Source organism: Cupriavidus sp. YR651 (assembly GCF_900101625.1).
Lineage (GTDB): Bacteria > Pseudomonadota > Gammaproteobacteria > Burkholderiales > Burkholderiaceae > Cupriavidus.
Genome location: NZ_FMYZ01000005.1, coordinates 15,663 through 40,056 on the forward strand (window position 1 = coordinate 15,663; position 24,394 = coordinate 40,056).

The 24,394-nt window shown below is 66.4% G+C and carries 23 protein-coding genes; 4 read left to right on the top strand and 19 right to left on the bottom strand.

What is annotated here, in order from left to right:
• Positions 1 to 38: 38 nt before the first annotated feature.
• The 7 genes from phaZ to BLR29_RS15180 all read right to left on the bottom strand — a co-directional run bounded on the left by phaZ (position 39) and on the right by BLR29_RS15180 (position 6,752).
• Positions 39 to 881, bottom strand: coding sequence for a poly(3-hydroxyalkanoate) depolymerase (gene phaZ, locus BLR29_RS15155; RefSeq protein WP_092137853.1), 843 nt, complete (start codon positions 879 to 881; stop codon positions 39 to 41).
• A 70-nt stretch (positions 882 to 951) separates the two neighbouring features.
• On the bottom strand, positions 952 to 1,371 hold the full coding sequence (locus tag BLR29_RS15160; protein ID WP_092138231.1) for a phasin family protein: 420 nt from the start codon (positions 1,369 to 1,371) through the stop codon (positions 952 to 954).
• A 58-nt stretch (positions 1,372 to 1,429) separates the two neighbouring features.
• Positions 1,430 to 3,166 (bottom strand): alpha/beta fold hydrolase, encoded by a 1,737-nt coding sequence (locus tag BLR29_RS15165; protein WP_092137854.1) that lies wholly within the window; start codon positions 3,164 to 3,166, stop codon positions 1,430 to 1,432.
• A gap of 11 nt (positions 3,167 to 3,177) precedes the next feature.
• The gene (locus BLR29_RS15170; RefSeq protein ID WP_092137855.1) at positions 3,178 to 3,642 is read right to left on the bottom strand and encodes a MaoC family dehydratase; all 465 of its coding nucleotides are present in this window, start codon (positions 3,640 to 3,642) and stop codon (positions 3,178 to 3,180) included.
• Positions 3,643 to 3,682: 40 nt separating this feature from the next.
• Positions 3,683 to 5,476, bottom strand: coding sequence for an acyl-CoA dehydrogenase (locus tag BLR29_RS15175; RefSeq protein ID WP_092137856.1), 1,794 nt, complete (start codon positions 5,474 to 5,476; stop codon positions 3,683 to 3,685).
• A gap of 81 nt (positions 5,477 to 5,557) precedes the next feature.
• Positions 5,558 to 5,722 (bottom strand): hypothetical protein, encoded by a 165-nt coding sequence (locus BLR29_RS32455; protein WP_176860965.1) that lies wholly within the window; start codon positions 5,720 to 5,722, stop codon positions 5,558 to 5,560.
• 31 nt (positions 5,723 to 5,753) lie between these two features.
• Positions 5,754 to 6,752: an AraC family transcriptional regulator gene (locus BLR29_RS15180; RefSeq protein WP_092137857.1), complete on the bottom strand. Its 999-nt coding sequence runs from the start codon at positions 6,750 to 6,752 to the stop codon at positions 5,754 to 5,756.
• Between the two features lie 298 nt (positions 6,753 to 7,050).
• On the opposite strand from BLR29_RS15180, the gene BLR29_RS15185 reads away from it, so the two are divergent.
• The 3 genes from BLR29_RS15185 (at position 7,051) to BLR29_RS15195 (ending at position 9,910) form a co-directional block, all read left to right on the top strand.
• On the top strand, positions 7,051 to 7,977 hold the full coding sequence (locus BLR29_RS15185) for a LysR family transcriptional regulator (RefSeq protein ID WP_092137858.1): 927 nt from the start codon (positions 7,051 to 7,053) through the stop codon (positions 7,975 to 7,977).
• Between the two features lie 114 nt (positions 7,978 to 8,091).
• On the top strand, positions 8,092 to 9,312 hold the full coding sequence (locus BLR29_RS15190; RefSeq protein WP_369804623.1) for an MFS transporter: 1,221 nt from the start codon (positions 8,092 to 8,094) through the stop codon (positions 9,310 to 9,312).
• Positions 9,313 to 9,514: 202 nt separating this feature from the next.
• Positions 9,515 to 9,910: a DUF2501 domain-containing protein gene (locus BLR29_RS15195; RefSeq protein WP_369804631.1), complete on the top strand. Its 396-nt coding sequence runs from the start codon at positions 9,515 to 9,517 to the stop codon at positions 9,908 to 9,910.
• A gap of 107 nt (positions 9,911 to 10,017) precedes the next feature.
• On the opposite strand, the gene BLR29_RS15200 is transcribed toward BLR29_RS15195, so the two are convergent.
• On the bottom strand, positions 10,018 to 11,142 hold the full coding sequence (locus BLR29_RS15200; RefSeq protein ID WP_092137861.1) for a porin: 1,125 nt from the start codon (positions 11,140 to 11,142) through the stop codon (positions 10,018 to 10,020).
• Between the two features lie 204 nt (positions 11,143 to 11,346).
• Here BLR29_RS15200 and BLR29_RS15205 point away from each other — a divergent pair, with 204 nt between their 5' ends.
• Positions 11,347 to 11,970 carry a MarR family winged helix-turn-helix transcriptional regulator gene (locus BLR29_RS15205; protein WP_092137862.1) on the top strand — a complete coding sequence of 208 codons (624 nt, stop codon included), beginning with the start codon at positions 11,347 to 11,349 and terminating at the stop codon, positions 11,968 to 11,970.
• Here BLR29_RS15205 and BLR29_RS15210 read toward each other — a convergent pair.
• The 11 genes from BLR29_RS15210 to zwf form a co-directional block, all read right to left on the bottom strand.
• The gene (locus BLR29_RS15210; protein ID WP_092137863.1) at positions 11,938 to 12,897 is read right to left on the bottom strand and encodes a hydroxymethylglutaryl-CoA lyase; all 960 of its coding nucleotides are present in this window, start codon (positions 12,895 to 12,897) and stop codon (positions 11,938 to 11,940) included. The two genes, BLR29_RS15205 and BLR29_RS15210, sit on opposite strands and share 33 nt — an antisense overlap.
• Before the next feature lie 14 nt (positions 12,898 to 12,911).
• Positions 12,912 to 14,537 carry an AMP-binding protein gene (locus BLR29_RS15215; RefSeq protein WP_092137864.1) on the bottom strand — a complete coding sequence of 542 codons (1,626 nt, stop codon included), beginning with the start codon at positions 14,535 to 14,537 and terminating at the stop codon, positions 12,912 to 12,914.
• The gene (locus BLR29_RS15220) at positions 14,534 to 15,292 is read right to left on the bottom strand and encodes an enoyl-CoA hydratase/isomerase family protein (RefSeq protein ID WP_092137865.1); all 759 of its coding nucleotides are present in this window, start codon (positions 15,290 to 15,292) and stop codon (positions 14,534 to 14,536) included. The genes BLR29_RS15215 and BLR29_RS15220 overlap by 4 nt, the downstream gene beginning before the upstream one ends.
• Before the next feature lie 18 nt (positions 15,293 to 15,310).
• Entirely contained in the window at positions 15,311 to 16,510 is a 1,200-nt protein-coding gene (locus tag BLR29_RS15225; protein ID WP_092137866.1) for a CaiB/BaiF CoA transferase family protein, read from the bottom strand.
• A gap of 6 nt (positions 16,511 to 16,516) precedes the next feature.
• Positions 16,517 to 17,248, bottom strand: a complete 732-nt coding sequence (locus BLR29_RS15230) for an enoyl-CoA hydratase/isomerase family protein (protein ID WP_092137867.1) — start codon at positions 17,246 to 17,248, stop codon at positions 16,517 to 16,519.
• Positions 17,241 to 18,209: an NAD(P)H-dependent flavin oxidoreductase gene (locus tag BLR29_RS15235; protein WP_092137868.1), complete on the bottom strand. Its 969-nt coding sequence runs from the start codon at positions 18,207 to 18,209 to the stop codon at positions 17,241 to 17,243. Before BLR29_RS15235 ends, BLR29_RS15230 begins: the two co-directional genes overlap by 8 nt.
• A 25-nt stretch (positions 18,210 to 18,234) precedes the next feature.
• Entirely contained in the window at positions 18,235 to 19,200 is a 966-nt protein-coding gene (locus BLR29_RS15240; protein WP_092137869.1) for a Bug family tripartite tricarboxylate transporter substrate binding protein, read from the bottom strand.
• A gap of 468 nt (positions 19,201 to 19,668) precedes the next feature.
• On the bottom strand, positions 19,669 to 20,013 hold the full coding sequence (locus BLR29_RS15245; RefSeq protein WP_092137870.1) for a mechanosensitive ion channel protein MscS: 345 nt from the start codon (positions 20,011 to 20,013) through the stop codon (positions 19,669 to 19,671).
• 93 nt (positions 20,014 to 20,106) lie between these two features.
• Complete coding sequence (locus BLR29_RS15250) at positions 20,107 to 21,042, bottom strand: carbohydrate kinase family protein (RefSeq protein WP_092138232.1); 936 nt, start codon at positions 21,040 to 21,042, stop codon at positions 20,107 to 20,109.
• The gene (pgi, locus tag BLR29_RS15255) at positions 21,036 to 22,709 is read right to left on the bottom strand and encodes a glucose-6-phosphate isomerase (RefSeq protein ID WP_092137871.1); all 1,674 of its coding nucleotides are present in this window, start codon (positions 22,707 to 22,709) and stop codon (positions 21,036 to 21,038) included. Before pgi ends, BLR29_RS15250 begins: the two co-directional genes overlap by 7 nt.
• Before the next feature lie 125 nt (positions 22,710 to 22,834).
• Positions 22,835 to 24,325 carry a glucose-6-phosphate dehydrogenase gene (zwf, locus tag BLR29_RS15260; RefSeq protein WP_092138233.1) on the bottom strand — a complete coding sequence of 497 codons (1,491 nt, stop codon included), beginning with the start codon at positions 24,323 to 24,325 and terminating at the stop codon, positions 22,835 to 22,837.
• Positions 24,326 to 24,394: the final 69 nt, after the last annotated feature.

Sequence of the window (24,394 nt, forward strand, 5' to 3'; positions counted from 1 at the left end):
GGAATGCGGGGCGCCCGGGAATCCGGGCGCCCGCGGCGTCAGGCCTGAGGCCGACGCAGGAAGCGCAGCACCACCGGTGCCACTTCGCTGACGCGCGTCAGCAGGAAGAGGTGGCCGTCCTCGAATACGTGGAGTGCGGCATTGCGAATGCGCGAAGCGAGGATCCTCGCATTGACGACGGGCACGATGGGGTCGTCAGACCCGTGCAGGATCAGCGTGGGCTGGCCCAGGGCACCGAGCCACAACAAGCTGCTCCATCCCCATGCCGCCAGCAACTGATAGACATAGCCACGACCGCGCGGCGGATGCATATGCCGGCCGTGCTCTTCCAGCAATGCCGGATCGTCGCGAAACGCGCCACCATAGATGTCGGCACCCACGCGGCGCAGGTAGTCCGGGTCGGTATAGCGACGCGCACCGATCATCTTCGAGAGCACCGACACGCTGCCCGGCACCATGATCACGCCCGGCGACGTCGCCGCCAGCACAAGCCGCCGGCAGCGCTCCGGATAGAGATGCGCGAACTCCTGCGCGAGCGCCCCGCCCCAGGAAACGCCGAGCGTGTCGACCTGTCCTGCATAGCCGAGATGGCCAAGCAGCTTGTCGGCGAGCACGCACAGGTTGGAAAGGCGATAGGGCAGCAACGGCGCGGGGGACCCGCCGGCGCCGGGGACGTCGAAGATGATCACTTCGACACCCTCGAGCGCATCGACGAATGGCTCGACGAGCTCCAGGTTGGCGCCGATGCCGTTAAAGATGAGCAGCGGCGGCCCTGCATCGCTGCCGGGCCGGATGCCGACCCGCAGCACTTGTCCATCCAGGTCTACCGTCCGGATTGCCATCTTGTGGCCAGATTCAACGCTGGCACCGCTTATTGTCATCAAGTCATCCTGGATGCATTGCCCTGAAACGGGCGAGACGGCACGACCCGGTAAGGCCGTGCCGTGGCGCTTACTGCTTGGGGCGGAGGATGCCCTTCGCTTCTTCCACGTTCTCCGCAAAGCGCTTGCCGACCACGGCAAAGCTGTCGGCCTGCGTCTTGTACACGGTGTCGGTCAGGCCGCGCAGGCTGGTCACGGCCTTGTTCAGGGTCGCCGGCAGCAGTTCGGTCACGCGGACGGTCTTGGCGTCATCGCCCTCTTTCTTGGTGCCGAGCGATTGCAGATCGGCTGCGGTGCCACACAGGTACTCGGCCTGCAGACGAACCAGCGATTGCAGGCCGCCCAGCAGCGTCAGATTGACACTGGCCAGCGCCTCGATGTCCTTGCGGCGCGACTCCAGGATTGCCACGGGGTCAAGGCGGTTCTGCTTGACGAAGTCCAGCAGCTTCTTGTGCGGAGCAAACGTGCTCGCGGTGTTGGTCGATTCCATCTTCATGGTCTCCATTCAGGTTGCGTTGAGAAACTAAAAAACTGCGGGATGCGGCGCGTCAGGCTTCGATCACGTAGCGTCCGGGGGCATCGCCACACGGCGCATAACGGGCGCTGCCCGGCGCAGTGGGCGCATTCCGCTTCGGGCCGGAGCGCTGCTTCAGCCACTGGCTCCAGTGGCTCCACCACGAATCGGACGTGGATGTGGCGCCGTCCAGCCAGGCCTCCGGATCAGACGTACTGTCGTCATTCACGAAGAACTTTGCCTTCGGGTTGCCGGGGGGATTGATCAGGCTTTGAATGTGGCCGCTGGAGCTCAGGACGAATTCGGTCTGTCCGCCAAAGGCGCGTGCCGAGCGGAATACGCCCTGCCACGGGGTGATATGGTCGGTCATGCCGCCGACCACGAACTTGTCGCAGTCGACCTTGGACAGATCGATCGGCGCGCCGAGTACCGTCAAGGCGCCCGGCGTGGCAAGCAGGTTGTCCGAGAGAATGTCGAGCAACTGGCAATGGAACCCCGCGGGCAGCCGCGTCGTGTCGTTGTTCCAGTACAGCACGTCAAACGCCGGCGGCGCCTTGCCGAGCAGGTAGTTGTTCACCCAGTAGTTCCACACCAGGTCATTGGGCCGCATCCATGCGAACACCCGGCCCAGTTCCTCGCCGTCGAGCACGCCTCTTGCCTGGCTGCTTTGCCGCGCGGTGGTGACGGCCTCCGGCGTGGCGAACAGGCCGAGCTGAGACTGCTCGTCCAGGCCGAACACGGACACCATCAGCGTGGCGGCATTCACCAGCTTCTCGCCACGGCTTGCGCAATAGCCCATCAGCGCGGCCATCGTCATCGCGCCGGCGCAGGCGCCGTGCAGGTTCACATCGTCACTGCCGGTGATCTCGCGGATGGCATGGATAGCCTCGATCAACGCGGCCACGTAGGTGTCGAGGTCCCACTCGCGCTGCGCCGCAGTCGGATTGCGCCAGCTCACCATGAACACCTGGAACTCCTGCCCCAGCAGGTACTCGACGATGCTCTTGCCCGACGCGAGGTCGAACACGTAGAACTTGTTGACCTGCGGCGGCACGATGAGTTGGGGCCGTGCGTGGACTTTGGCCGTGACGGGCGCGTACTGGATCAGTTCGAGTACGTCATTGCGGAAGACCACCGTCCCCGGCGTGCTCGCCAGGTCGCGGCCAACACGAAACGCGCTCTTGTCGACCTGGGAAGGCATGCCCTGATTGGTCAGGGCATCGGTCAGCAGGTTGGTCATGCCCGAAAGCAGGTTGAGACCGCAGGACTCGAACGTCTCCCTCAGCGCAGCCGGGTTGCCCAGCAGCATATTGGTCGGCGCCAGCGCGTCGAACACGAGTGACGTGAAGAACTGCGCGCGTTCCTTGCTGCGCGCATCCATGACGGATCGGCTGACAAAGCCGGCCGCGGCATCGCGCCAGGCCAGGTAGCCTTGCAGCGGCATGCGGTACAGCGGGTTGTCGTGCCATTCGCGGTCCGCGAAGCGACGGTCGCGGGCTGGGGGCGCGGAAGCCGTGCCATCCAGCACGCGCAGCAGGTCGTCGGCCAGCCGCGTCTGCTGCTCAAGCAGCAGTGCGGGCTCCTGAACGCATTGCGCGCCGATCTGCTGGGCCGTGGACATCAGATCCTCCGGACGCAAGCCCACGAAGGGATTGAGGCCAGCCACGAGCGGACCGCCGTTGTCGGGCGCGACCGGCCGGGTGACGCTGGCCGGCTTGCCGGCCTTGCTACCCTTGCCGGCGTTGCTGGTACGTTGCTTTGTGATTGTCATGACGTATCTCCTCAGGCCACCAGCAATGCCAGCGACTCGGCGACCAGGGCCGGCCTGGCCTGCCCTTCGATCTCCATCGTGTTCTCCGTCCTCAGCATGACGCGGCCTTCGCCCTTGTCTTCTGCCGCCAGCAGCTTCACGCGATTGCGCACCCGGGCACCGGCCTTTACCGGCGTCAGGAAGCGCGTCTTCTCCAGACCGCAGTTCACTGCCGCCTTCGCATCGTCAGGGACGATGCCCATGCGGGTGAGCTGGCCGCCCAGCAGCGAAAGCGTGAGGAAGCCGTGCGCGACAGTGCCGCCAAACGGGCTCTCGCGGCCCGCCCGGTCCACGTCCACGTGAATCCACTGATGATCGTTCGTGCAGTCTGCAAACGCGTCGATGCGCGCCTGGTCCACTTCGACCCACTCCGATACGCCCAACTCCTGGCCGACGAACGCGTCAAGCGTCGCCATGCTGTATCCATCGATTGCCATGTTGTTTTCCTTCTATGTCTCTGATTTTGGTCTGGCTGCCTCAGAACTGTGCGTCATTCAGGGCAAGGAATCCGTCCGTGCCGGCGGCACTGGTGATAGCCACCTCCATGCCCGGCGCGCGGGTCAGGATATGGTTGGCAAAGAATTCCGCGGTGGCGATCTTGGCGCCGTAGAAGGCCTCGTCTTCGTGATGCTTCTCGATGGCAACGATGAGCGCCCGCGCCATCTGCCAGCCGGTCAGCACGATGCCGGCCAGCTTCAGGTAGGCCACGCTGGTGCCAAACACGGCGTTGGCATCGGTGCGCGTCTTCGCGACGATGAACTCGACGACATTGGCCAGTGCGGTGTGTGCCGCGCCGAGGCGGGCGTACATCGCACTGCACGCCGCGTTCGCGCCACGCTCTGCGAGCGCGGCCAGCGTGTCGTCGATCTGCGCGAGGATGGCCCGTGCAGTGGCGCCGCCATCGCGGACCGTCTTGCGGCCCACCAGGTCGTTGGCCTGGATGGCGGTGGTGCCTTCGTAGATCGGCAGGATGCGCGCATCGCGGTAGTGTTGCGCCGCACCGGTTTCCTCGATAAAGCCCATGCCACCGTGCACCTGCACGCCGAGGCTGGTCACTTCCACGGACATCTCCGTGCTCCATCCCTTGATGACCGGGACGAGGTATTCATAGGCCGCGGCATATTGCTCGCGCGTTTCGGCATCGGCGGCGTGGTGCGCGATGTCCGAGTAGCCGGCCGCCACCAGCGCGAGCGCCCGTGCGCCTTCGGTCAGCGCACGCATTTCCGTCAGCATGCGGCGTACGTCAGGGTGCCGGATGATCGGTACGGCTTCCTTTGCCGATCCATCCACCGGCCGGCTCTGGACGCGATCCTTCGCGTAGGCGACGGCCTGCTGGTAGGCGCGATCCGAGATCGCGATGCCCTGCACGCCCACGCCAAAGCGTGCCGCATTCATCATGACGAACATGTACTCCAGCCCGCGGTTCTCCTCGCCGATCAGGTAGCCCGTGGCGCCGCCGTTGTCGCCGAACTGAAGCACGGCGGTAGGGCTGGCCTTGATGCCGAGCTTGTGCTCGATCGACACGCACTCGACGTCGTTGCGCGCACCGAGGGAGCCGTCTTCGTTGACGAGGAACTTGGGCACCAGGAACAGCGAGATGCCCTTCACGCCTTCGGGCGCGTCCGGCGTGCGCGCCAGCACCAGATGGACGATGTTTTCGGCCATGTCGTGCTCACCGTAGGTGATGAAGATCTTGGTGCCCGATACCTTGTAGGTACCGTTCGGCTGGCGCACGGCGCGCGTGCGGACCAGCGCCAGATCGGAGCCGGCTTGCGGCTCGGTGAGGTTCATCGTCCCGGTCCACTCGCCAGCGATCAGGCGCGGCAGGTAGCGTTGACGGAGTTCGTCGGAGCCCGCCGTGAGCAGCGCCTCGATGGCACCGTCGGTCAGCAGCGGGCACAGCGCGAAGGACATGTTCGCCGCATTCATCATCTCGATGCAGGGCGTGGCGACCAGCTTGGGCAGGCCCTGGCCGCCGAATTCGGTCGGATGGACGATGCCTTGCCAGCCGCCTTCGCCGAACTGGCGGAACGCCTCCTTGAAGCCTGCCGTCGTGCGCACTTCGCCGTCGTGCCAGCTGCTCGGCGCCGTGTCCCCTGCCGCGTTCAGCGGCGCAAGTACCTCGCCGTGGAATTTCGCGGCCTCGTCGAGGACGGCCTCGACCGTCTCCAGCGTGGCGTCCTCGAAACCGGGAAGCGTGGCAATCTTTGTCAGTCCGGCCAGGTCCTGAATGACAAACAACATATCTTTGGTAGGTGCGGTATAGCTCATCTCGTGCCTCTTATCTTGAGATGCAGCACCCGCGGCTGGTTGGCTCGCTGCGCTGCGACATTGACGGAATGGATCGTAATGTCAGACGGCGCAAAGACGATTACCCGAACCAGCCCATTCGCTGACAAATCCTGCCGCTTTGCGCCACGACTGGGCGTGCGCGGCCGTCAGACGGCGTTTGCGCCGCCTGAAGTGGCAGGATTTGTAAGTCGACGGCCAGGATTGCCAGTCGGCATCGACCAGCATGGATCGGCGCCAGGCGGCGCCCATCGACGGATCAGAGCGGGCGGCGGTAGGCGTTGGGCGTGCTGCCCGTCCAGTGCCGGAACGCGCGATGGAAGGCGGTGGGATTGTCGAAGCCGACGTCGTAGGCAATCGCGGCGATGGAGTCCTCGGAGCGCGTCAGGCGCTGGATGGCGATATCGCGCCGCACTTCATCCTTGATGGCCTGGAATGTCGTGCCTTCGGCCGACAGGCGCCGGCACAAGGTGCGCACGGAGTGATGGAGTGCCTGCGCAACGGCGTCGATGGTGGGCGACGCGGGCAGGCATTCGGCAAGGTGCTGGCGCACGCGGTGGCAGGTCAGTTGCTCGGCGAAGGCGACGAAGATCCAGTCTTCGGGGGCACGCGCCAGGAACTTTTCGAGGTCTGGCTTGCGTTGCCTGACCGGCAGGTCCAGGTAGGCCGCATCGAAGCTGATCCGCGTGTGGGCGCAGTCAAAGCGGACCGGGCCCGGAAACAGGTAGAGATGATCGCTGCTTTGCGGCGGGACCGGAAATGCGAACTCCGCGCCATGGAGCGGGATTCTCTGGAGGATGAGCCACGAGGCCATCCCATGCACCAGCTTCAGCATCAGCTCGCAGCCCAGTACGCTGACGCCGGGGCCTTCAGGGTTCGCCACCAGCTCGACGTGCGCCGCGCTGCCTTCGCGCCGTGACGTCAGGCGGAATTCGTCCAGGATCAGATGGAAAAACTGGCCAAAGCGATGCAGGGCGACCTCCAGCTTCGGCGCGTCGAGCAGGCTGAGACCCAGGAACTTCAGCACGCCATTGCGCAGCGGACGACTGAAGATGCCGGGCATTTCATCGTCGAGCTCCATCGCCAGCAGCCGATAGAGCGTGGCGAATTGCTCCTGGGTCACCCGTGCGGCGGGTTCCCGCAGAAGTTCATGGGCAATGCCCGAGCGTTCGGCAAGCCGCGCGATAGCAGCCGGATCCGCGCCCGACAGGAAGCCGTTGACGACGGAGATGGGAACGGTAGCGGACAGGCCTGTCAAGCGAGGGCACGGGCAGTGAATGCCGGTCTGGGATGATGACGGTACATTCTGGCACAGGCGCGGTGCATTGAGAACGCCGCAACCGGCTTGCCCGGGCGTTTCGCCCGCAGGGCGGCAAGCCCCGCGCCGTCCGGGGGAGGCTTGCCATTTCACGGCCGATGTAGCACCCGGTTGGTAGAATCGCCGCTACCGAAATTATGTGGCGTTTGCCAGAGGGACGATATGGTCGACCTATGCCTGCACCGCGCGCCCGCCACCACCCTGCGCATCCTGTGCGCTGCAAAACGCTGACACCGCCATGGACAAGCTGCTCGCATTGAAGATGTTCGTCGAGACCGTGGATGCGCAGGGCTTTTCCGCCGCCGCGCGTCGCATGGATCTGGCCACGTCGTCGGTCACCCGTGCGCTGGACGGCCTGGAGAACTCGCTCGGTGCCGTGCTGCTGAACCGCTCCACACGCCAGGTGACCGTCACCGAGGCTGGCGCGGCGTATTACCAGCAGGCGCGCAAGATCCTGGATGCCGTGGAAGAAGCCGATGCGCTGATCGCGGACCGCGGCGAGGTGCCGGTGGGGCAGCTACGCGTGTCGATGCCCGTCGCCTTCGGCCGGCGCTGTATCGCGCCCCACCTTGGCAGCCTGCTCGCCCGGTATCCGCAACTCGAGCTGGAAGTCACGCTGACCGACGAGATTGTCGACCTGCTCGGCGAGCGCATCGACCTCTCGGTACGTCTGGGCACCGCGGCGACCTATGACAACGTCATCGCGCGCGAGATCGGACAGTTCCGGCGACGCGTGGTGGCGAGCCCCCCTTACCTGAAAGATGCCGGTTCGCCGGCGGAGCCGATGGCGCTGGTCAATCACCGCTGCCTGCGATTCAGTTATGGCGCACGCGATCAGGTCTGGACGTTCCGGCGCGGCGGCGGCGATGGTGGCGATGAGCTCAGGGTGCCGGTCGGCGGCCCATTCCGCGCCAACAACGCCGAGGTGCTGCGCGAGATCGTGCTGTCCGGCGGCGGCATCGGCCTGCTGCCCGACTGGCTCATCGATGACGACATCGCACGCGGCGACCTGATCGCCCTGTTCGACGACTGGACGGTCAATCCGGACCAGACCAGCGGCGTGATCTCCGCGCTCTACCTGCCAAACCAACGCGGTTCGCGCCGCATTGGTGCATTCCTCGCATTCCTCGCGGAGCTTCCCGGCCCCTTTCGCCGTGACGCCTGAGGCATGCGCATTGCCCTGGGCGCAACGCTGAGTTGCGAGGCGTTGGCATTCCCCTGGCGCCATCCTGTTTTTAAGCTTTGGGCATTGCAACCGCACAGGCCCAACGCCTTCGCCATGGATACCCCCACACCCACCTCCCCTGCCCTCGAAACCGTCCGTTCCGCGCCCCACGCCATGCCGGCGGCACTCATCGCCTTGTTTGCGCTTTGCGCCGGCGTGCTCGTGGCCAATCTCTACTATGCGCAGCCGATCATCGAGCTGATCGCCCCCGAAATCGGCTTGTCCGCGCACAGCGCCAGCCTGATCGTCTCGCTCACGCAAGTCGGCTATGCGTTCGGCCTGTTCTTCCTGGTGCCGCTGGCCGATCTCCACGAGAACCGCCGCCTGCTGATGCTCAGTGGCGCAGCGGCCACGGTGAGCCTCGTCGCCGCCGGGCTCGCCGCACATCCGGGCCCGTTCCTGCTGGTGTCGCTGCTGCTCGGCCTCAGCTCCGTCAGCGTGCAGATCCTGATTCCGCTCGCGGCACATCTGGCACCCGAGGCCATGCGCGGCCGCATCGTCGGCACGATCATGGGCGGCCTGCTTTCCGGCATCCTGCTGGCGCGCCCGCTGTCGAGCCTGCTTGCCCAGTACTTCGGATGGCGCGCGGTCTTCATGGTGGCCGCGGCGATGACGCTCGCGACCGTCGGCATCATGGCCAGCACGCTGCCGCGCCATGTGCCGCAGCACAAGGCCAGCTACCGGAGCCTGCTCGCGTCGTTGTGGCAACTATTCGCGCGCTTTGCGGTGCTGCGCCAGCGCGCGCTGTATCAGGCCCTGTTGTTCGCGGCGTTCAGCTTGTTCTGGACGGCCGCGCCGATGGAGCTGGCCAGCCACTATGGCTTGTCGCAATCGCAGATCGGCCTGTTCGCGCTGGTCGGCGCGCTGGGCGCCGCCGCCGCACCGATTGCTGGCCGCCTGGCGGACGCGGGCCATACCCGCATCGCCTCGTTTGCCGCGATGATCCTCGCCGCGCTGAGCTTCGTGCCCGGCATGACGGGGGGGGCGCATGGCGTCTACTGGCTCGCCCTTACCGGCATCGCGCTGGACTTTGCGGTGCAGATGAACATGGTGCTGGGCCAGCGCGCGATCTATGCGCTCGATGCCGCCAGCCGCGCCAGGCTCAATGCGCTCTACATGACGGCAATCTTCGCAGGCGGCGCCGCGGGCTCGGCGATGGCCAGCGGGCTGTACGCCCGCCTGGGCTGGCACGGCGTGGCACTGACCGGCAGTGCGCTGGCAATACTGTCGCTCACGGCGCTTGCCATGGCACCGCGTCACCGGGCGCAGCCGTAACGCCACGTCGGCCGAGGCCCTGCGGTTGTGCCCGATAGATCATGTCACGGCGTCGATTCCGGATTCGCCCGCTTTACGCGGCATATAGTAGTGAGGCCATTCACGGCATGACCTCACAAGGAGTCTTCCCATGGCTGAGTTTTCCCTCCCCGCCGCCGTGCGCCGCACGGCATGGCTGACCGTTCCCGCGTGCCTTCTCGTCATGTCCGGTCTTGCCAATGCGCAGCTCGGCGACATGATGAAATCGTCCCCGCTGGGCGGCGGCTCCGGCCAGAGTGCCACCGGTGCGCTCGGCAGCCTCGGCGGCCTGTCGATGTCATCGCTCAGTTCCGGCAGCGCCGGCAACGCAGCCGGCGTGATCGAATACTGCGTCAAGAACAACTATCTGAACGCGGATGCCGCGACCTCCGCGGTGAAGGACAAATTGCTCGGCTCGGTTTCAGGCGGCACGAAGGACAGCGGCTATAGCGACGGCTCGCGCGGCATCCTGTCCACCAGCAGTGGCAGCAAGATGGATCTCAGCAGCAGCGGCCTGAAAGCCGAGGTCACCAAGCAGGTCTGCGACAAGATCCTCGCCCAGGGCAAATCCATGCTCTGACCGCTCGAATATGAAAGATCCCGGGGCCATGCTGCCTGCCCCGGCGAGCTCACATCGCGCGCAGGCGATGTGAGCCCCACCGATTGACCCCTCCGATGCGGTCGGCCTCAGAACCGATGCCGCATCCCCAGCAGTGCGCCGATGCTGTCGGAGTGACCGCCATAGGGCGCGTTCAGGCTGGCGCTGACCTTGTTGTAGGTCCCTGCGAGATAGACGTCCGTGCGCTTGGAGAAGAAGTAATCCCCGATCAGGAATGCGGACAGCTTGTAGCCATTCTCGCCGGCGGCGCTGACATGCCTGGCCGTGTCATAGATGGCCGCCGCTTTCACCTGCAGCGCTGACGTGACCTGGTAGGTGGTGCCGAACTGGAACACGTGATCCGTCCGCGCCGTGGTGCTGGCCCCGACGTTGGTCAGTCCCGGATTGGCATACGCCTGGGCGAAGGTGCCATAGGTCGGCGCAAAGTCCTGGCCGCCCGACGGCGCGAAGGCGCCATCGCGGCGCGCGAAGAGATAGTAGCCATGCAAGGTCACCGGGCCGATCACGTACGACGCGCCCACACCGGAATTGGTCTGCTTGTGTCCGGCCGGATCCTTGGCCTGCTGGCCGACAATCCCGGTTGCAAACTTTCCGCTTGCGTAGCCAACGCCCGCCGCAAACGTCGATCCATTGGCGACGCTTCCCGCCAGTTCGCCGGCGGAATACGCCGCCGTCAGCTTGAGCGGCCCGATTTGCTGCGCGTACTTGACCGAGTTGTCGAGGCGCGACCCGGCCAGCAATTGCACCCAGACGTCGCTTGCGGGCGTGTTGCCCCAGCCAATCGTGTCGAACGGCAGCAGGACGTCGAACGGTACGCTGTATTGACGACCCAGCGTGATCTGTCCGTATTCCCCGTTCAGGCCGACAAAGGCTTGTCGACCGAACAGCCGCGCGCCCTGCAGCGACAGGCCGGTATCCGGGGCGAATCCGGATTCGAGCCGGAACACCGCGGACAGGCCGCCACCGAGGTCCTCGCTCCCCAGGATGCCCCAACGCGATCCGTTGAAAAATCCCGGTGCCACGCCGAGCACCGAACCACTGCTGGTGGCGCGGCCTGCCGCGTTCGTCGCGGCGACCTGGTGCGTCTGATACGAAATCGCCGTATCGAGCAGACCGTAAAGCGTGATCGAGGTTTGCGCGTGCGCGGCGCCGGTCATGGTCAGCATGATGCCGACAGTCCAGATCTTCTTCATCGCGTCGTCCGGCCTCGCACGTTGACCTCGAACGTTCCTGCTGTGACGTACATGCTGTCTCCTCTCTCTTCTCGTTTAAAGTGGTTTCGAATGTAAACTATATGATGGACGAGGTAAACTAAATGGACGCGTCACTGTGTCGCCTGCGCATCAGACAATGCAGTTAGAATCGTTGACGGAAACAACCAACCGGAGTCCTTGCCAATGAGCGGATCGAAACGCGGCTCAAGCGCGGCACCGCGGGTCATTACCGACCTGCTCTCCTCGCGCCTGCATAACCTGGCCGGCCTCTCCGCCGCGAGCGCGTCGTTGCGCGTACAGCGCAAGTTCAACCTCACGCTGCTCGAATGGCGTTCAATCGGGATGCTCGGCGCCCACGCGCCGCTTTCGCTGAAGGAACTCGCACGCCGTGCCGCCCTGGACAAGAGCTATGCAAGCCGTACGGTGTCGGGTCTGATCGAGCGCGGACTCGTCGCCAGCGAGCGCAGTGACGCGGATGCCCGCGCCGTGCTGCTCAGCCTGACCAAGGCAGGCGATGCGCTCTACCGCAAGGTGATTGTCGATGCGAATGCACGCAATGAACGGCTGCTGAGCCCGCTCAGCACCGAGCAGCGCAGTCAGCTCATGGAGATGCTGGCGGCGCTGACCGTCAGCGCACGCAGCGTACTGGAGGACGAACGGCGGGCAGCCAGCGGCGAGACGATCGACGAGGACGAGCCCGCCGCGACCGGCACGTCGCCGGCGGATTCGGGGAACAGCGACGGACTCGATCTTGCCGAGATCCGCGCGCTGGTGTCACGGCTCAACCGTCTGGTTGGCGGCAACTGACGAGGCACGCAGCGGATTGAATCCGCTGCGCAGTACCCGGCTGTGCAGCGGCCGGTCGAGCACCGCTTCGCACTGCCTCGATGCTTCCAGCAGCCCGTCGAGGTCGATGCCGGTGCGCACCCCCATGGAATCGAGCAGCCCGACCCAGTCCTCCGTGCACACATTGCCGGTATGGCCGCCGCCGTACTGCACCTTGGCCGGATGCCCGCCGACCCCGCCCATTGCGCAATCGAAGTGGGTGACACCGGCTTCCAGCGCGGCGACGTAGTTGACCAGGCCCGTGCCCCGCGTATCGTGAAAATGTGCGATCGGCGAGACGTCGGGGAAGTCCTTGCGCATGGCGCGGAACAGCGCGCGGACCGTGTGCGGCGTGGCCATGCCGGTGGTATCGCCCAGCGTCACCAGCCCGACGCCCAGGTCGCGGAAGCGGCCGACATCGCGCAGCACTTCCTGCGCATCGACACGGCCTTCGAACGGGCAGCCGAAGGCCACCGAAATGGTCCCCACCATGCGAAAGCGCCCCCGCGCCGCCTCCGCCATGGCGCGAACGTTTTCCCACTGCGCCTCGCGGCTGCGCTTGAGGTTGCGCTCGGAATGCGACGCCGATGCGGACACCAGCAAGCTCACCTCATTCGCGCCGATGCCGGCCTCGCGGTCGGTCAGTGCGCGTTCCACGGCATGCAGATTGGCGCAGGTCGCCTTGTACATGACGCCATCGCGTCGCGGCAGCGTGCGCAGCAGTGCCGTCGCGTCGGAGAACTGCGGCACGACCTTCGGATTCGAGTACGACGTGGCCTCCACGCGAGGAAATCCGATCTGCGCGAAGCGATCGACCAGTGCCGCCTTGATCTCGGTGGGCACAAAATCCGGTTCATGCTGCAACCCGTCACGGGCAAAGCACTCACACAGCACGACTTCGGCATTCATGGCAGTCTCCGCAATCATGGCTTGCCCGACAGTTGAAACAGCGCAATCGCGTGTTCACGCAGCTTGTTCTTCTGCACCTTGCCGCTGGCCGTCATGCCGATGCGTTCGAAATCCGTCACCACCTGCGCATAGCGCGGGATCCGGAAGTTGGCCATGCGCGGCTTGCTCCAGGCCAGAAGCGCCTCGGCGTCCAGCGTCTGGCCCGGCTTGAGCGTCACGAACGCGGCAGGCACCTCGCCGAGGCGCGCGTCCGGCACCCCCACCACCTGGGCGGTCGCGACTGCCGGATGAGACAGCAGCACCTGCTCCACCTCGGCAGGCGCGACGTTCTCCCCGCCCACGCGGAACACATCCTTCAGGCGGCCAACCAGACGCAGCCGCCCGTCGGCGCGCAAGGCACCCAGATCGCCGGTCCTCAGCCAATCGTCGGCGGTGAACACCCTGGCGTTGGCCTCGGCCTGCTTGTAGTAGCCCTTCATCACCCCCCAGCCGCGCACCTGGATCTCGCCCACTTCCCCGGCCGCGCACGGGTGCCCGGACGCTTCATCGACGATGCGCACGGCCACGCCGTCGTGCGGCGAGGCAAAGCCGCCCACGCGCAGCGACTCCTCATCGCGCCAGTCATTGATCGCGACATTCGGCGAGGCTTCCGACAGGCCGTAGGCCCAGCAGATCTTGTCGATGCCCATCTCGTCGATGATGCGCCGCATGGTGTCCGGGCCCGCCGCGGCCCACCCACCCCGCAGGTGGAGCCGCGTGCGGTCGAACGAGGCATGCGCCATCAGCATCTGGAAGATCGTGTCGTTGCCCGAAATGAAGGTGCAGCGCTCGTCCGCGAGCATCGTCAGCGCGGCGCCCGGCTCGAAGGTTGGCAGCGTGACGATGCACGCGCCGGCGCACAGCGCGCACAACAGCGAGAGCGTCGAGCCCGCAACGTGGAAGAACGGGCGGCAGTTGAAGTAGCGATCCGAAGCCTCGATGCCCAGTCGCCGGCCCACGGCGGTGGCGTTGCGCAACATGTTGTCGTGCGTGAGCATCACCCCCTTGGGGTGCGCCGTCGTGCCGGAGGTGAACTGGATGAGCAAGAGGTCGAACGGCGTCACGCATCGCATGGCTTCGGCGAGCACGTCGTCCGACACCGCGGCGCCGGCATCGAGGAACGCAAACCAGTCAAGCCCGGCGTGCGGCACGTCCTCGCCGATGACCACCACGTTGTCCAGCAACGGCAGCGCCTGCCCCGGGAGCGCCTGATCGACCGCCGGCTCGACCTCGCGGAGGAATGCCATGAAGTCGATCTTGAGGAAGCGATCGGCCAGGATCAGCAGCCGCACGTCCGACTGGCGCAGGCAGTATTCGATCTCGGCCGCCTTGAAGCGGGTATTCACGGGCACGGTCACGGCGCCGATCAGCGCGGCCCCGTAGAAGCTAGCCACCCAATGTTCATCGTTGCCGCACAGCAGGCCGACAAAGTCCCCCCGGCGCACGCCGTGGGCCAGCAATGCCTTGGCAACGCGGATCGCCTGCGCTTCGAGATCGCGCCAGCTGGTGGATGCATCCTGCGTCACGAGGGCTTGCTGTGCCCCCCGTTGCCTCGCTTGCAACGACAGGTTGGCACTCAGCGTGCGAGGTTCCCATTTCATTTCGTCTCTCCAAAGGCACCGATCCCCGACCGCCAGTCGGAACGTGCCAGATTTTCCTCGATCGCCAGCAATTCCTCGGCCAGGGCGCCGCGCGGGCCCAGCTCGATGCCGCGATCGATGCAACGCTTGGCCAGCCGCATCCCCAGCGGCGGCGCCTTGGCGATGGTCGCGGCCATCTGGCCGACTTCCGCTTCCAGCGCATCGCGCGCGACGATGCGCGTGACGAGACCCACCTCGAGCGCCTCCGCAGCCGTCAGGCGGCGCCCGGTGAACATCATGTCCTTCGCCAGACGCTTGCCGACGATGCGCGACAGGCGCTGGGTCGCGCCCACGGTGCCCCACTGCGCTTCCGGCGTCCAGAACGTCGCATCCGGCGTGGCAACGGCGAAGTCGCAAGCGGCGGTGATTTCCACGCCCGAGCCCGCCGCGGCGCCCTCGATCACGGCGATCACCGGCATCGGCAGGCTCTCCAGCGCCTCATAGGCGAAGAATCCGCGCATGCGGCGCGCCAGCACCTGCGACTCGTCCATCGTCTTGCGCTCTTTGAGGTCGGCTCCCGCGCAGAACACGGAGCCGGCAGCTCGCACCAGCACCACGCGGACCTCCGGGTTGGCAGCCGCCGCGCTGGCCGCGGCCTGCAGGCCTTCGCACATCGCCAGGTTCAGCGCATTGCGGGCTTCCGGCCGGTTCAGCGTGATGGTGGCGATGCCGCCGTCAACGGCATAGCGCACCGCCTGTTCGTTTGCTTCAGTCATGATTGCCTCGATTGGCCCTCAAATGGCCTTCATTTCGCGCAACTGCCGCACGCGTTCCGCATCGATCCCGAGCCGCGCCTGGAGAACGTCGCTCGTATGCTCCCCGAGCAGCGGGGGCCTCCCGACCTCGGGGTTGTCCCAGCCGTCAAAGCGCAAGGGCACCGGCAGCGCCGGAAAGGAGCCGATGACGGGATGATCGAAACTGGAGACCATGCCGCGTGCCAGCACATGGGGATCCGTCAGGATTTCATCGACGGCCTTGATCGGCCCGGCAGGCACGCCTGCGGCGTCCAGCAGATCGCAAAGCGCGTCGCGTTCGTGCGCGGCCATCGCCTGCGTCAGTTGCCGCATCACCTCGTCGCGCCGGCGCACGCGGCCGGCATTGGTCAGCAGCTCCGGCTCGGCGCCCCAGGCCTCGAGTCCGAGCGCCTTGCACAACGGCAGCCAGTGCTGATCGCTGGCGGTGATATGCAGCCAGCGCCCGTCCGCCGCCTGGAAGCTGGCCGACGGCACTCGCCCCGGATGCTCGGTGCCCATGCGCGGCGGCACCTCGTGCAGCGCAAACCAGCGCGCCGCGGCCAGCGTCAGCAGGCTGACCTGCCCATCGAACATGGAAAGATCGATGTGGCAGCCTTCGCCCGTTGCGCTGCGGCCCTGCAACGCGGACAGGACGGCGATGGCCGCCCAGAGGCCCGAGGTCAGGTCGGCCACCGGCAGCCCCGGCTTGACCGGGCCGCCATCGCGCTCTCCGGTCAGGCTCATGATGCCGCCCATGGCCTGAAACACCGTGTCATAGCCCTTGCGCGGCGCGTAGGGGCCGGTTTGTCCGAAGCCCGTGCAAGACAGGTAGACCAGGCGCGGATTGATTTCCCTGAGCGTCTCGGGACCCAGTCCGTAGCGCTTCAGCGTACCCACGGGGAAGTTCTCGATCACCACGTCAACGCCCGCCGCCAGATCCCGCACGATCTGCTGGCCCGCCTCGCTGCGCAGGTTGACCGTGATCGACTGCTTGCTGCGGTTGAAGGCCATGTAATAGGCGCTCTCGGAGCCCGCAGACGTTTCGACGCGCGGCTCGAAACCGCGTGTCTCGTCGCCGACATCGGGCTGCTCGACCTTGATCACCGTGGCGCCGAGTTCCGCAAGAATCATCGACGCGAACGGGCATGCCAGCACCCGCGAGAGGTCGAGAATGGTGATGTGCTCGAGTGGCTTTGCCATGGCGATCTACTGCCCCTTCGGCACGAAGCTGCGCATGCGCTTGTTGGCTTCCCGGCCGATCTCCAGGCCGCGCGCGAGCGGGGCATCCACCACCTCGTGGAAGGTCCGCTTGGTCGTGGCCATGGCGGCACGGCTGACATCCGCGAGCCGGCTCGCGAGCGCCATGGTTTCATCCATCAGCACGTCATCGGCGTGCACCGCGTTGAACATGCCCAGCTCGACGGCACGTTCCGCGTCGATGGTCTCGCCGGTCGCCACCAGATGGAAGGCCGCCTTGCGGCCAATCTGGCGCGTCAGGTTCGGCAATACGATGGCGGCGACGATGCCATGCTTGACCTCGGGATAACCGATGCGCGCGGAGCGTGCCGCAAGCGCCAGGTCGCAGGCGATGGCCAGCCCCGCCCCGCCACCCATCGCGAAGCCATTGACGGCGGCAATCACGGGCTTGCTCATGCGCGATACGCTGAGGTGAAGCTGCATCGTCAGCTCGGCGCGATCCTCCACGCGTGACATCTGGTCAGGCGTGAGATCCTTGAATTCGGAGATGTCGGCACCCGCGCAGAATGCGGGGCCGTTTCCTGTCAGCACCACCACGTGCACCGCATCGTCGGCTTCGGCGGCGGCCAGGGCGTCGACCAGCCCGCGGGTCAGCGCATTGTTCAGCGCATTGCGCTTGGCCGGCCGGTTCATGCGCAGCACGCGCACGTGGCCGACGTCCTCGATCAGGAGCTCATCCATGTCTGTACCCTTGTTGTTTCGCAATATGTCCTACCGCTTCGCATGTCTCGGCCATGATGCGCTCCACCAGCGTGGCCGCCGGCACCAACTCATCGATCAGCGCGGCACACTGGCCCGCTTCGACCTTGCCTTGCTCGACGTCGCCGTCGAGCGCCGCCATTTTCAGTGATCGGCTGCCAAATAGCGCCTCAAGTGCCTCGCGCGGCTGGCCGGCCTGCTCGGCGGCCTCGTACTCGGCCGTAAAGGCGTTGCGTACCGCGCGGATCGGCAAGCCGCGCCAGCCCACCAGCGTGGTATCGCCGACACCGGCGGCCAGCACCTTTTCCTTGTAGGCATCATGCAGCGACGCTTCGGGCGTCAGCAGGAAGCGTGTTCCCATCTGGACCGCATCGGCGCCCAGGCACAGCATGGCCGCCACGCCGGCGCCATCGGCCACGCCCCCGCCCGCCACGACCGGGATGCCAACCGCCCTGGCAATCATCCGCACCAGGACCAGCGTGCTCGTGCCGCTTGGTGGCGGATGTCCGCCGGCTTCGCCACCAACCACGATCAGCCCGTCCACCCCTGCGGCTTCCGCCTTGCGTGCGTGATCCGGATGCGCCACGACATGCAGCCACTTGACCCCTGCGCTCTTGAAGCGCGCGATATGTTCGCGCGGGCTTCCCTGCGAGGCGATCAGGACCGGCACCCCTTCATCGAGCACGATCTGCAGGTGCTCGGCCGCGCGTTTGTTGTACAGCGCGACGTTGACGGCGAACGGCGCATCGGTGATCTCGCGCACTTCGCGAATCGCGCTGCGCAGGTCCTCGGGCCGCATCGGCCCGGCCGCGATGACCCCAAGGCCGCCGGCTTTCGACACCGTCCCGGCAAGCAGGGAACTCGACGACGCCCAACTCATGCCCGCCTGGAAAATGGGGTAGCGAATCCCGAGTAGTTCGGTGATGCGCGTCTTGATGCTCATGTTGTGCTTCCTCTTGAAAACCCGGTCACTCCGACGTGATGCCTGCCGCCTTGATGATCGGCCCCCAGCGATCCTGTTCGGCCTTCACCTGCGCGCGGTAGGCATCCGGCCCGCCGGGTTGTGCGATGCCGCCCTGCTCTGCAAACTTCTCCACGACCTCGGGCGAGCGCAACGCTGCGGTGGCGGCGTCGACGATCTTGCGCGCCACGTCGTCCGGCAATCCTCGCGGTGCGACGATGCCGTAGGCACCCGACGCGATGACCTTGGGCAAGCCGACTTCGGCGGCCGTCGGCACATCGGGCAGCGCGGGCAGCCGCTTGGTGTCCGTCACCATCAATCCGCGCAACTTGCCGGACTTGATCAGATGGGCCACGGCAGGAACCTCGGCGATGAACATGTCCACCTGTCCGCCCATCAGGTCCTGCACTGCCGGTGCGCCCCCCTTGTAGGGGATATGTCGCAGTCGGACGGCCGCTTCACGCTGGAACAGCGCGCCGACGACATGGGTACTGCTGCCTACGCCTGCGGAGGCGACCGTGAACTTGTCCGGCTCCCGTTTGGCGCTGGCGAGCAAGTCCGCGACCGACTTCATCGGCGAGCCGGCATTGACGACCAGCAGGTTCGGCGTACGGACCATCGTGGTCAGGTACGTGACATCCTTGAGCGGGTCAAACGGCATCTTGGGGGAGATGAACGGTGCATAGACCATGGCACCGGTGCCGGCCATGCCGAGCGTGTAGCCATCGGCCTGCGCCCTTGCCACCGATGAAATCCCCACCACGCCGCCCGCCCCCGGGCGGTTTTCGACCACGATGGTCTGCCCGAGGCGGGTCCCCATGGACTTGGCGAGGGTTCTCGCCATGACGTCCGCCGGCCCCCCGGCCGCAAACGGCACGATCAGGACCACCGGCTTTTCCGGAAAGGCTGCCTGCGCTGAACCGACGGCCAGCAGGGTGGCCAGCGACATGGTGTACTTCATGAGGCGCAACATTGGGTCTCCTTCGGTTGTTCTAGTTCGACGTTTGTGGACATAGTAATTTAAATAGTTTTATTCGTCCACCAATCTTGCGCAGCTTGCGTCAGTAAACGGGGGCTCGAACATATATGCAGGAAGCGGCGCCCGGGCGCACTCGTGCGGAAGGCGAATGGCATGCCGGTGGTCAAGGCAGCCAGGCCTGTGCCGGGGATGAGGTGTGAGCGGGAGAGAAGCCGGGCCGCCCTCGTTACGAGGGGCGGAAGCCCGGGGCGGCCCCGCGGGCCGAAGTCATGGCCGCATGGGAGATGCGGCTAAGTTTTCCGTGCGTCTTGCGGGCCGTTGTCGAACATGGCCTGCCGAGGTGGCGCACCGTGGCGGCGCCTCGGTCAGACGCCCGGCTACGGTGGCAACGGCGGCAACGGTCAATCACCCACGATGGTGACCGTCGCCGCCGGGACTGCCGTTAGCGCGGTTCAATGCCCCTCAGTAGCCGTACATAGGTTGCGGCGCCATATAACGCACCGGCGCGGCCGGCTGGCATGGCACGTAGGCGCCGTCGTAGTTGCGATAGCAGTAGCCCGGCGGCACCTGCGGCGCGGCATAGCTGACCGGTTGCGGGGGCGCATAGACCGGTGCCGGCGCGGCAACGGCTACCTGGCTGCCGACCACGGCGGCGCCGATGGCCAAACCAGCGAGCGCCCCCAACGCCAGCACGATGCCATCGTTTGATCCGCCGCCGTGGTAGCGTCCATGGGCCGAGGCCGGCCCTGCGGCAACCATCGCGGCACAAAGTACGGCCATACCGGTGTAACGAATCGACTTGCGCATTTCAGGCTCCTTGTCGCCCAGATTGGCGTTGCCAGATGGAATCCATCATGCACGACGATTCATTACAGTGGGTTACGCGATGGTGAGCAGATGTTAACGGGCGTAACCAAGGGGACGCGCCTCCCGCAGCAGGTCGGCCACTTCTTCCGTCGTCGGCGCATAAGCGCCGGATCGCATGGCGGCCGCGGCTGCCGTGGCCGCCGCCCAGTGAACCTGCTCGGCCGGTGTGGCAGCCGGATTGCGCAGCAGCGCCGTCATCCATCCCCCCATCGCCGCATCGCCACAGCCCACGGTATCGCTGACCTCCACCGGCAGGGCCCGCTGTTCCACAATGTCATCGCCTTGCAGGAGCGTCATGCCATGCGCGCCGCGCGTCAGCAGCACCGCTGCCTTCGGCGCCATTGCGCGCAGCGCGGCCACTGCCGCACCCTCGTCAAGCGATGGGTACAGGGCCCGCAGGTCTTCGTCGGATACCTTGATGTAGTGGGCCAGCCCCGCCATATGGGCGAACACCCGCGCATAGGCCGGATCGCGCATCGGCTCGCGGAAATTGGGATCAAAGGCGATGCGTTTGCCGGCGGCGGCAGCCTGCCCGGCTTCCGCGCACAGCCTGCCGGCCAGGGGCTCGCGTGCCAGGCTCAGGGAGCCGAAGTGCACGGTGCGTGCCGCTTCCCGCCAGCCCGGGGGGAGACGCGCCGGCTCGAAATACAGGTCCGCACTGTCATCGCCCACGAAGAAGTATTGCGGCGGATGCTGGGCGGTCACGAAGGCCAGCAACGGTGACCGGTCCACCCGCTGCAGGTAACGCAGGTCCAGACCGGCCTCCAGGCTCGCCTCGGTCAGCGCGTCACCGAGCGTGTCCTGGCTGATGGCGCCCGCGAAGGCGGTGGGGATGCCCTGGCGCGCGCCAACACGCGCCACATTCCAGCACGAGCCCCCCGGCAGCCCCAGCCAGTGCTGGCCACCCTGGCAGACCATGTCGGTCAGCGCTTCGCCAAAGACCACATAGGACGGTAGCGGCGTCATGATTGCGATGCCTCCATACGGCATCCGGCCGCGACGGGTTGCGAACGACGAGTGCCTGCGGCAAGCCGCGCCCGGCGGATCAGCGCCGTGGTGGAGGCATCGTGCGATTGGCTCGGCCCGCCCTCCAGCTCGCGCTCGATCGGCCCGGCCAGCGTCTTGCCGAGTTCCACGCCCCACTGGTCGAACGAATTGACATTCCACAGCACGCCCTGAACGAACGTGCGGTGCTCCGACAGCGCGATCAGCGCGCCGAGGTGGAACGGGTCCAGACGCTGCAGCAGGATGGTATGGCTCGGACGATTGCCATGGAAGACCATGTGCGGCACCAGTCGTTCGTCGTCGATGCCCAGTGCGCGGACCTCGTCGGCCGTGCGGCCGCGCAGCAATGCCTCGCCCTGGGCGAAGCAGTTGGCCAGCAGCTTGCTGTGATGGCCCGGCACGTCGCGCACGGGAGTCAGCGTGGTGATGAAATCCACCGGCATCCAGTGCGAGCCCTGATGCACCATCTGAAAATAGGCGTGCTGGCCGTTGGTGCCCGTCGTGCCCCACACCACGGGCGCCGTACCGCCGACAACGGGCGAGCCGTCGTGCTGCACCGACTTGCCGTTGCTTTCCATTTCCAGTTGCTGGAGGTACGCCGGCAGCAGTTCCAGCGGTTCGCAGTATGGCGCCACGCAGCGGCTGCCCGTGCCGAGGAAACTGCGGTACCAGACATCCAGCAAGCCGAGGATGACCGGCATGTTGTGCGCCAGCGGCGCCTGCGCAAAGTGCTGATCCATCGCGCGGGCGCCGTCGAGCAATGCGCGAAAGCGTTCGAAGCCGATCGCCAGCACGATCGACAACCCCACTGCGGACCATAGCGAGAAGCGGCCACCAACCCAGTCCCAGAACGGGAACATGTTCACCGGATCTATGCCGAAGGCCGCGACGGCCTCGCGATGCGTGGACACCGCCACGAAATGACGCGCCAGTTGATCGGACCTGACGCCACGGTCCAGGTACCACGCGCGCGCGGTATGCGCGTTGGCCATGGTCTCCAGCGTGGTGAACGTCTTGGAGCAGACGATCACCAGCGTGCGGGCCGGGTCCAGGTGCGCCAGCACGGTAGCGAGGTCGCTGCCGTCGACATTGGCCACGAAGTGCATGCGCGGCCCGGTCGGGTCCAGATGGCCGAGCGCGCGGCACACCATGCGTGGGCCAAGGTCCGAGCCACCGATGCCGATATTGACCACATCGGAAATCGTCTGGCCGTCGTGGCCGCGCCACTTGCCGCTGCGCACGGCATCGGCAAAGCGCGCCATCTGGTCGAGCACGGCGGCCACTGTCGCTGTCACGGCCAGGCCCTGCGCCCGGTAGTCATCCGAGGGATGCGCGCGCAGCGCCATGTGCAGCGCCGCGCGGCATTCGGTCGTGTTCACGGTCTCGCCGCGGAACATCGCCTCGCGCCGCTGCACCAGTCCGATCTGGTTGGCGAGATCGCGCAGCAGCGAAAGCGTTTCCGTGGTGATCAGGTTCTTTGCATAGTCGAGCGTCAGGCCGGCGGCTTCCACCACGAATTGCTGGCTGCGCGCGGCGCCGGCCTCGCCCTCGAACCAGTCGCGCATATGCGCATGGCGGAGCGATTCGGCGTGAATCTCCAGGGCCCGCCAGGCGGGTAGCGTGTGGGACATGATGTGGCCTCCTGCGTTGTGTACTGCCTGGCTTGCTGCGTGGCTTGCCGTGTGACGGACCGGATTGCGGGCTGTTCAGCGGTCCGTCGTCGTGTCGACCCGTTGGCCCGCGCAGCATGCGTTGCCTATAGTTCCTCGTGCCAGACTGCCCCGTTGCGCGACAGCAGCGCGCTCGACGCCGCCGGGCCCCAGGTGCCGGCCGTGTAGAGCTTGGGCGCCTCGCGGTTGTGCTCCCACGCCCGCAGGATCGGTGCCACCCAGCGCCAGGCCTGTGCCTGCTCGTCGCGCCGCACGAACAGCCGCAACCGGCCGCGGATGACATCGAGCAACAGCCGCTCATACGCGCCGGCCTTGCGCTCATGGCGGGCACCCTGCCCGCGCGGCAGGATGCGTTGCAGATCCAGCGAGGCGGGCTGCAGCGCCTGGGTATCGCCGGGCTGCTTGACGAGGAAATGCAACCGGATGCTTTCCTCGGGCTGCAACGTGATCACCAGCCGGTTGCCGGGCGCATGGTCCAGCGGGCGCGGAAACAGCGAGTACGGCACGTCGCGGAACTGCACCACGATCTCGGCCAGGCGCTGCTGCATGCGCTTGCCGGTGCGCAGGTAGAACGGCACGCCCGCCCAGCGCCAGTTGGCGATCTCGGCCTTGACGGCCACAAAGGTCTCGGTGCGACTGTCGGCGGGGATGCCCGGCTCGTTCACGTAGCCCTGCACCGGACCGCCCACCGCCGCGCCACGGCAGTACTGGCCCCGCACCGCCTTTTCCGCCACCTCATGGAGCGCGATCGGCTTGAGCGCCTTGAGCACCTTCAGCTTCTCGTCGCGGATGGCGTCTTCCGCCAGGCTGGCGGGAGGCTCCATCGCCACCATGCAGAGCAGTTGCAGCAGGTGGTTCTGCACCATGTCGCGCAGCGCACCAGTGCCGTCATAGAAGCCACCGCGCTTTTCCACGCCAAGCTCTTCGGCGATGGTGATCTGGACATCCCGCACCCATTCGCGCCGCCAGAGGGGTTCGAACAGCGCGTTCCCGAAGCGCATGGCCAGCAGGTTCTGAACGGACTCCTTGCCCAGGTAGTGGTCGATGCGATAGATCTGGTCTTCGGCAAAGAATTCGGCCACCGCGGCATTGATGGATTCGGACGATTGCAGGTCATGGCCGAGCGGCTTCTCCAGCACCACGCGCACGCCGGGATGATTGAGCCCCGTGCGCGCCAGCTGCTGGCAGATCGGCACGAACAGCTGCGGGCCGGTGGCGAAGTAGCAGACCACGACGGGCGCCGCACGGGCCCGCACCAGTTCCGCCAGCGCGTCGAATTGCTGCGGTACGTTGGCGTCGACCTGCAGATAGGTGATGCGGGCGACGAAGGCGTTCCATACCTCGGCGGCCGCCGCGGCGGGCAACGCCGGGCGGACCTCGGCCTCCAGCATGTTCAGGTAGGCGGACTGCGTCAGCGGCTGGCTGCCGAGTGCAATGATGCGTCCCCGCTCATGCAGCGATCCCACGCTGTGCGCATCGAACAGCGCCGGCAGCAGCTTGCGCCTGGCCAGGTCGCCAGTGCCGCCGAAAAGGACGAAATCGAATTCCGGCACCGCCGGTATGGATGGGTTCTGCATCGTGTCACCTGTATCGGACGTGGACGCCGCCTGCACTGGCGGGCCGATCCACGTGGGTTGCATTGCTCT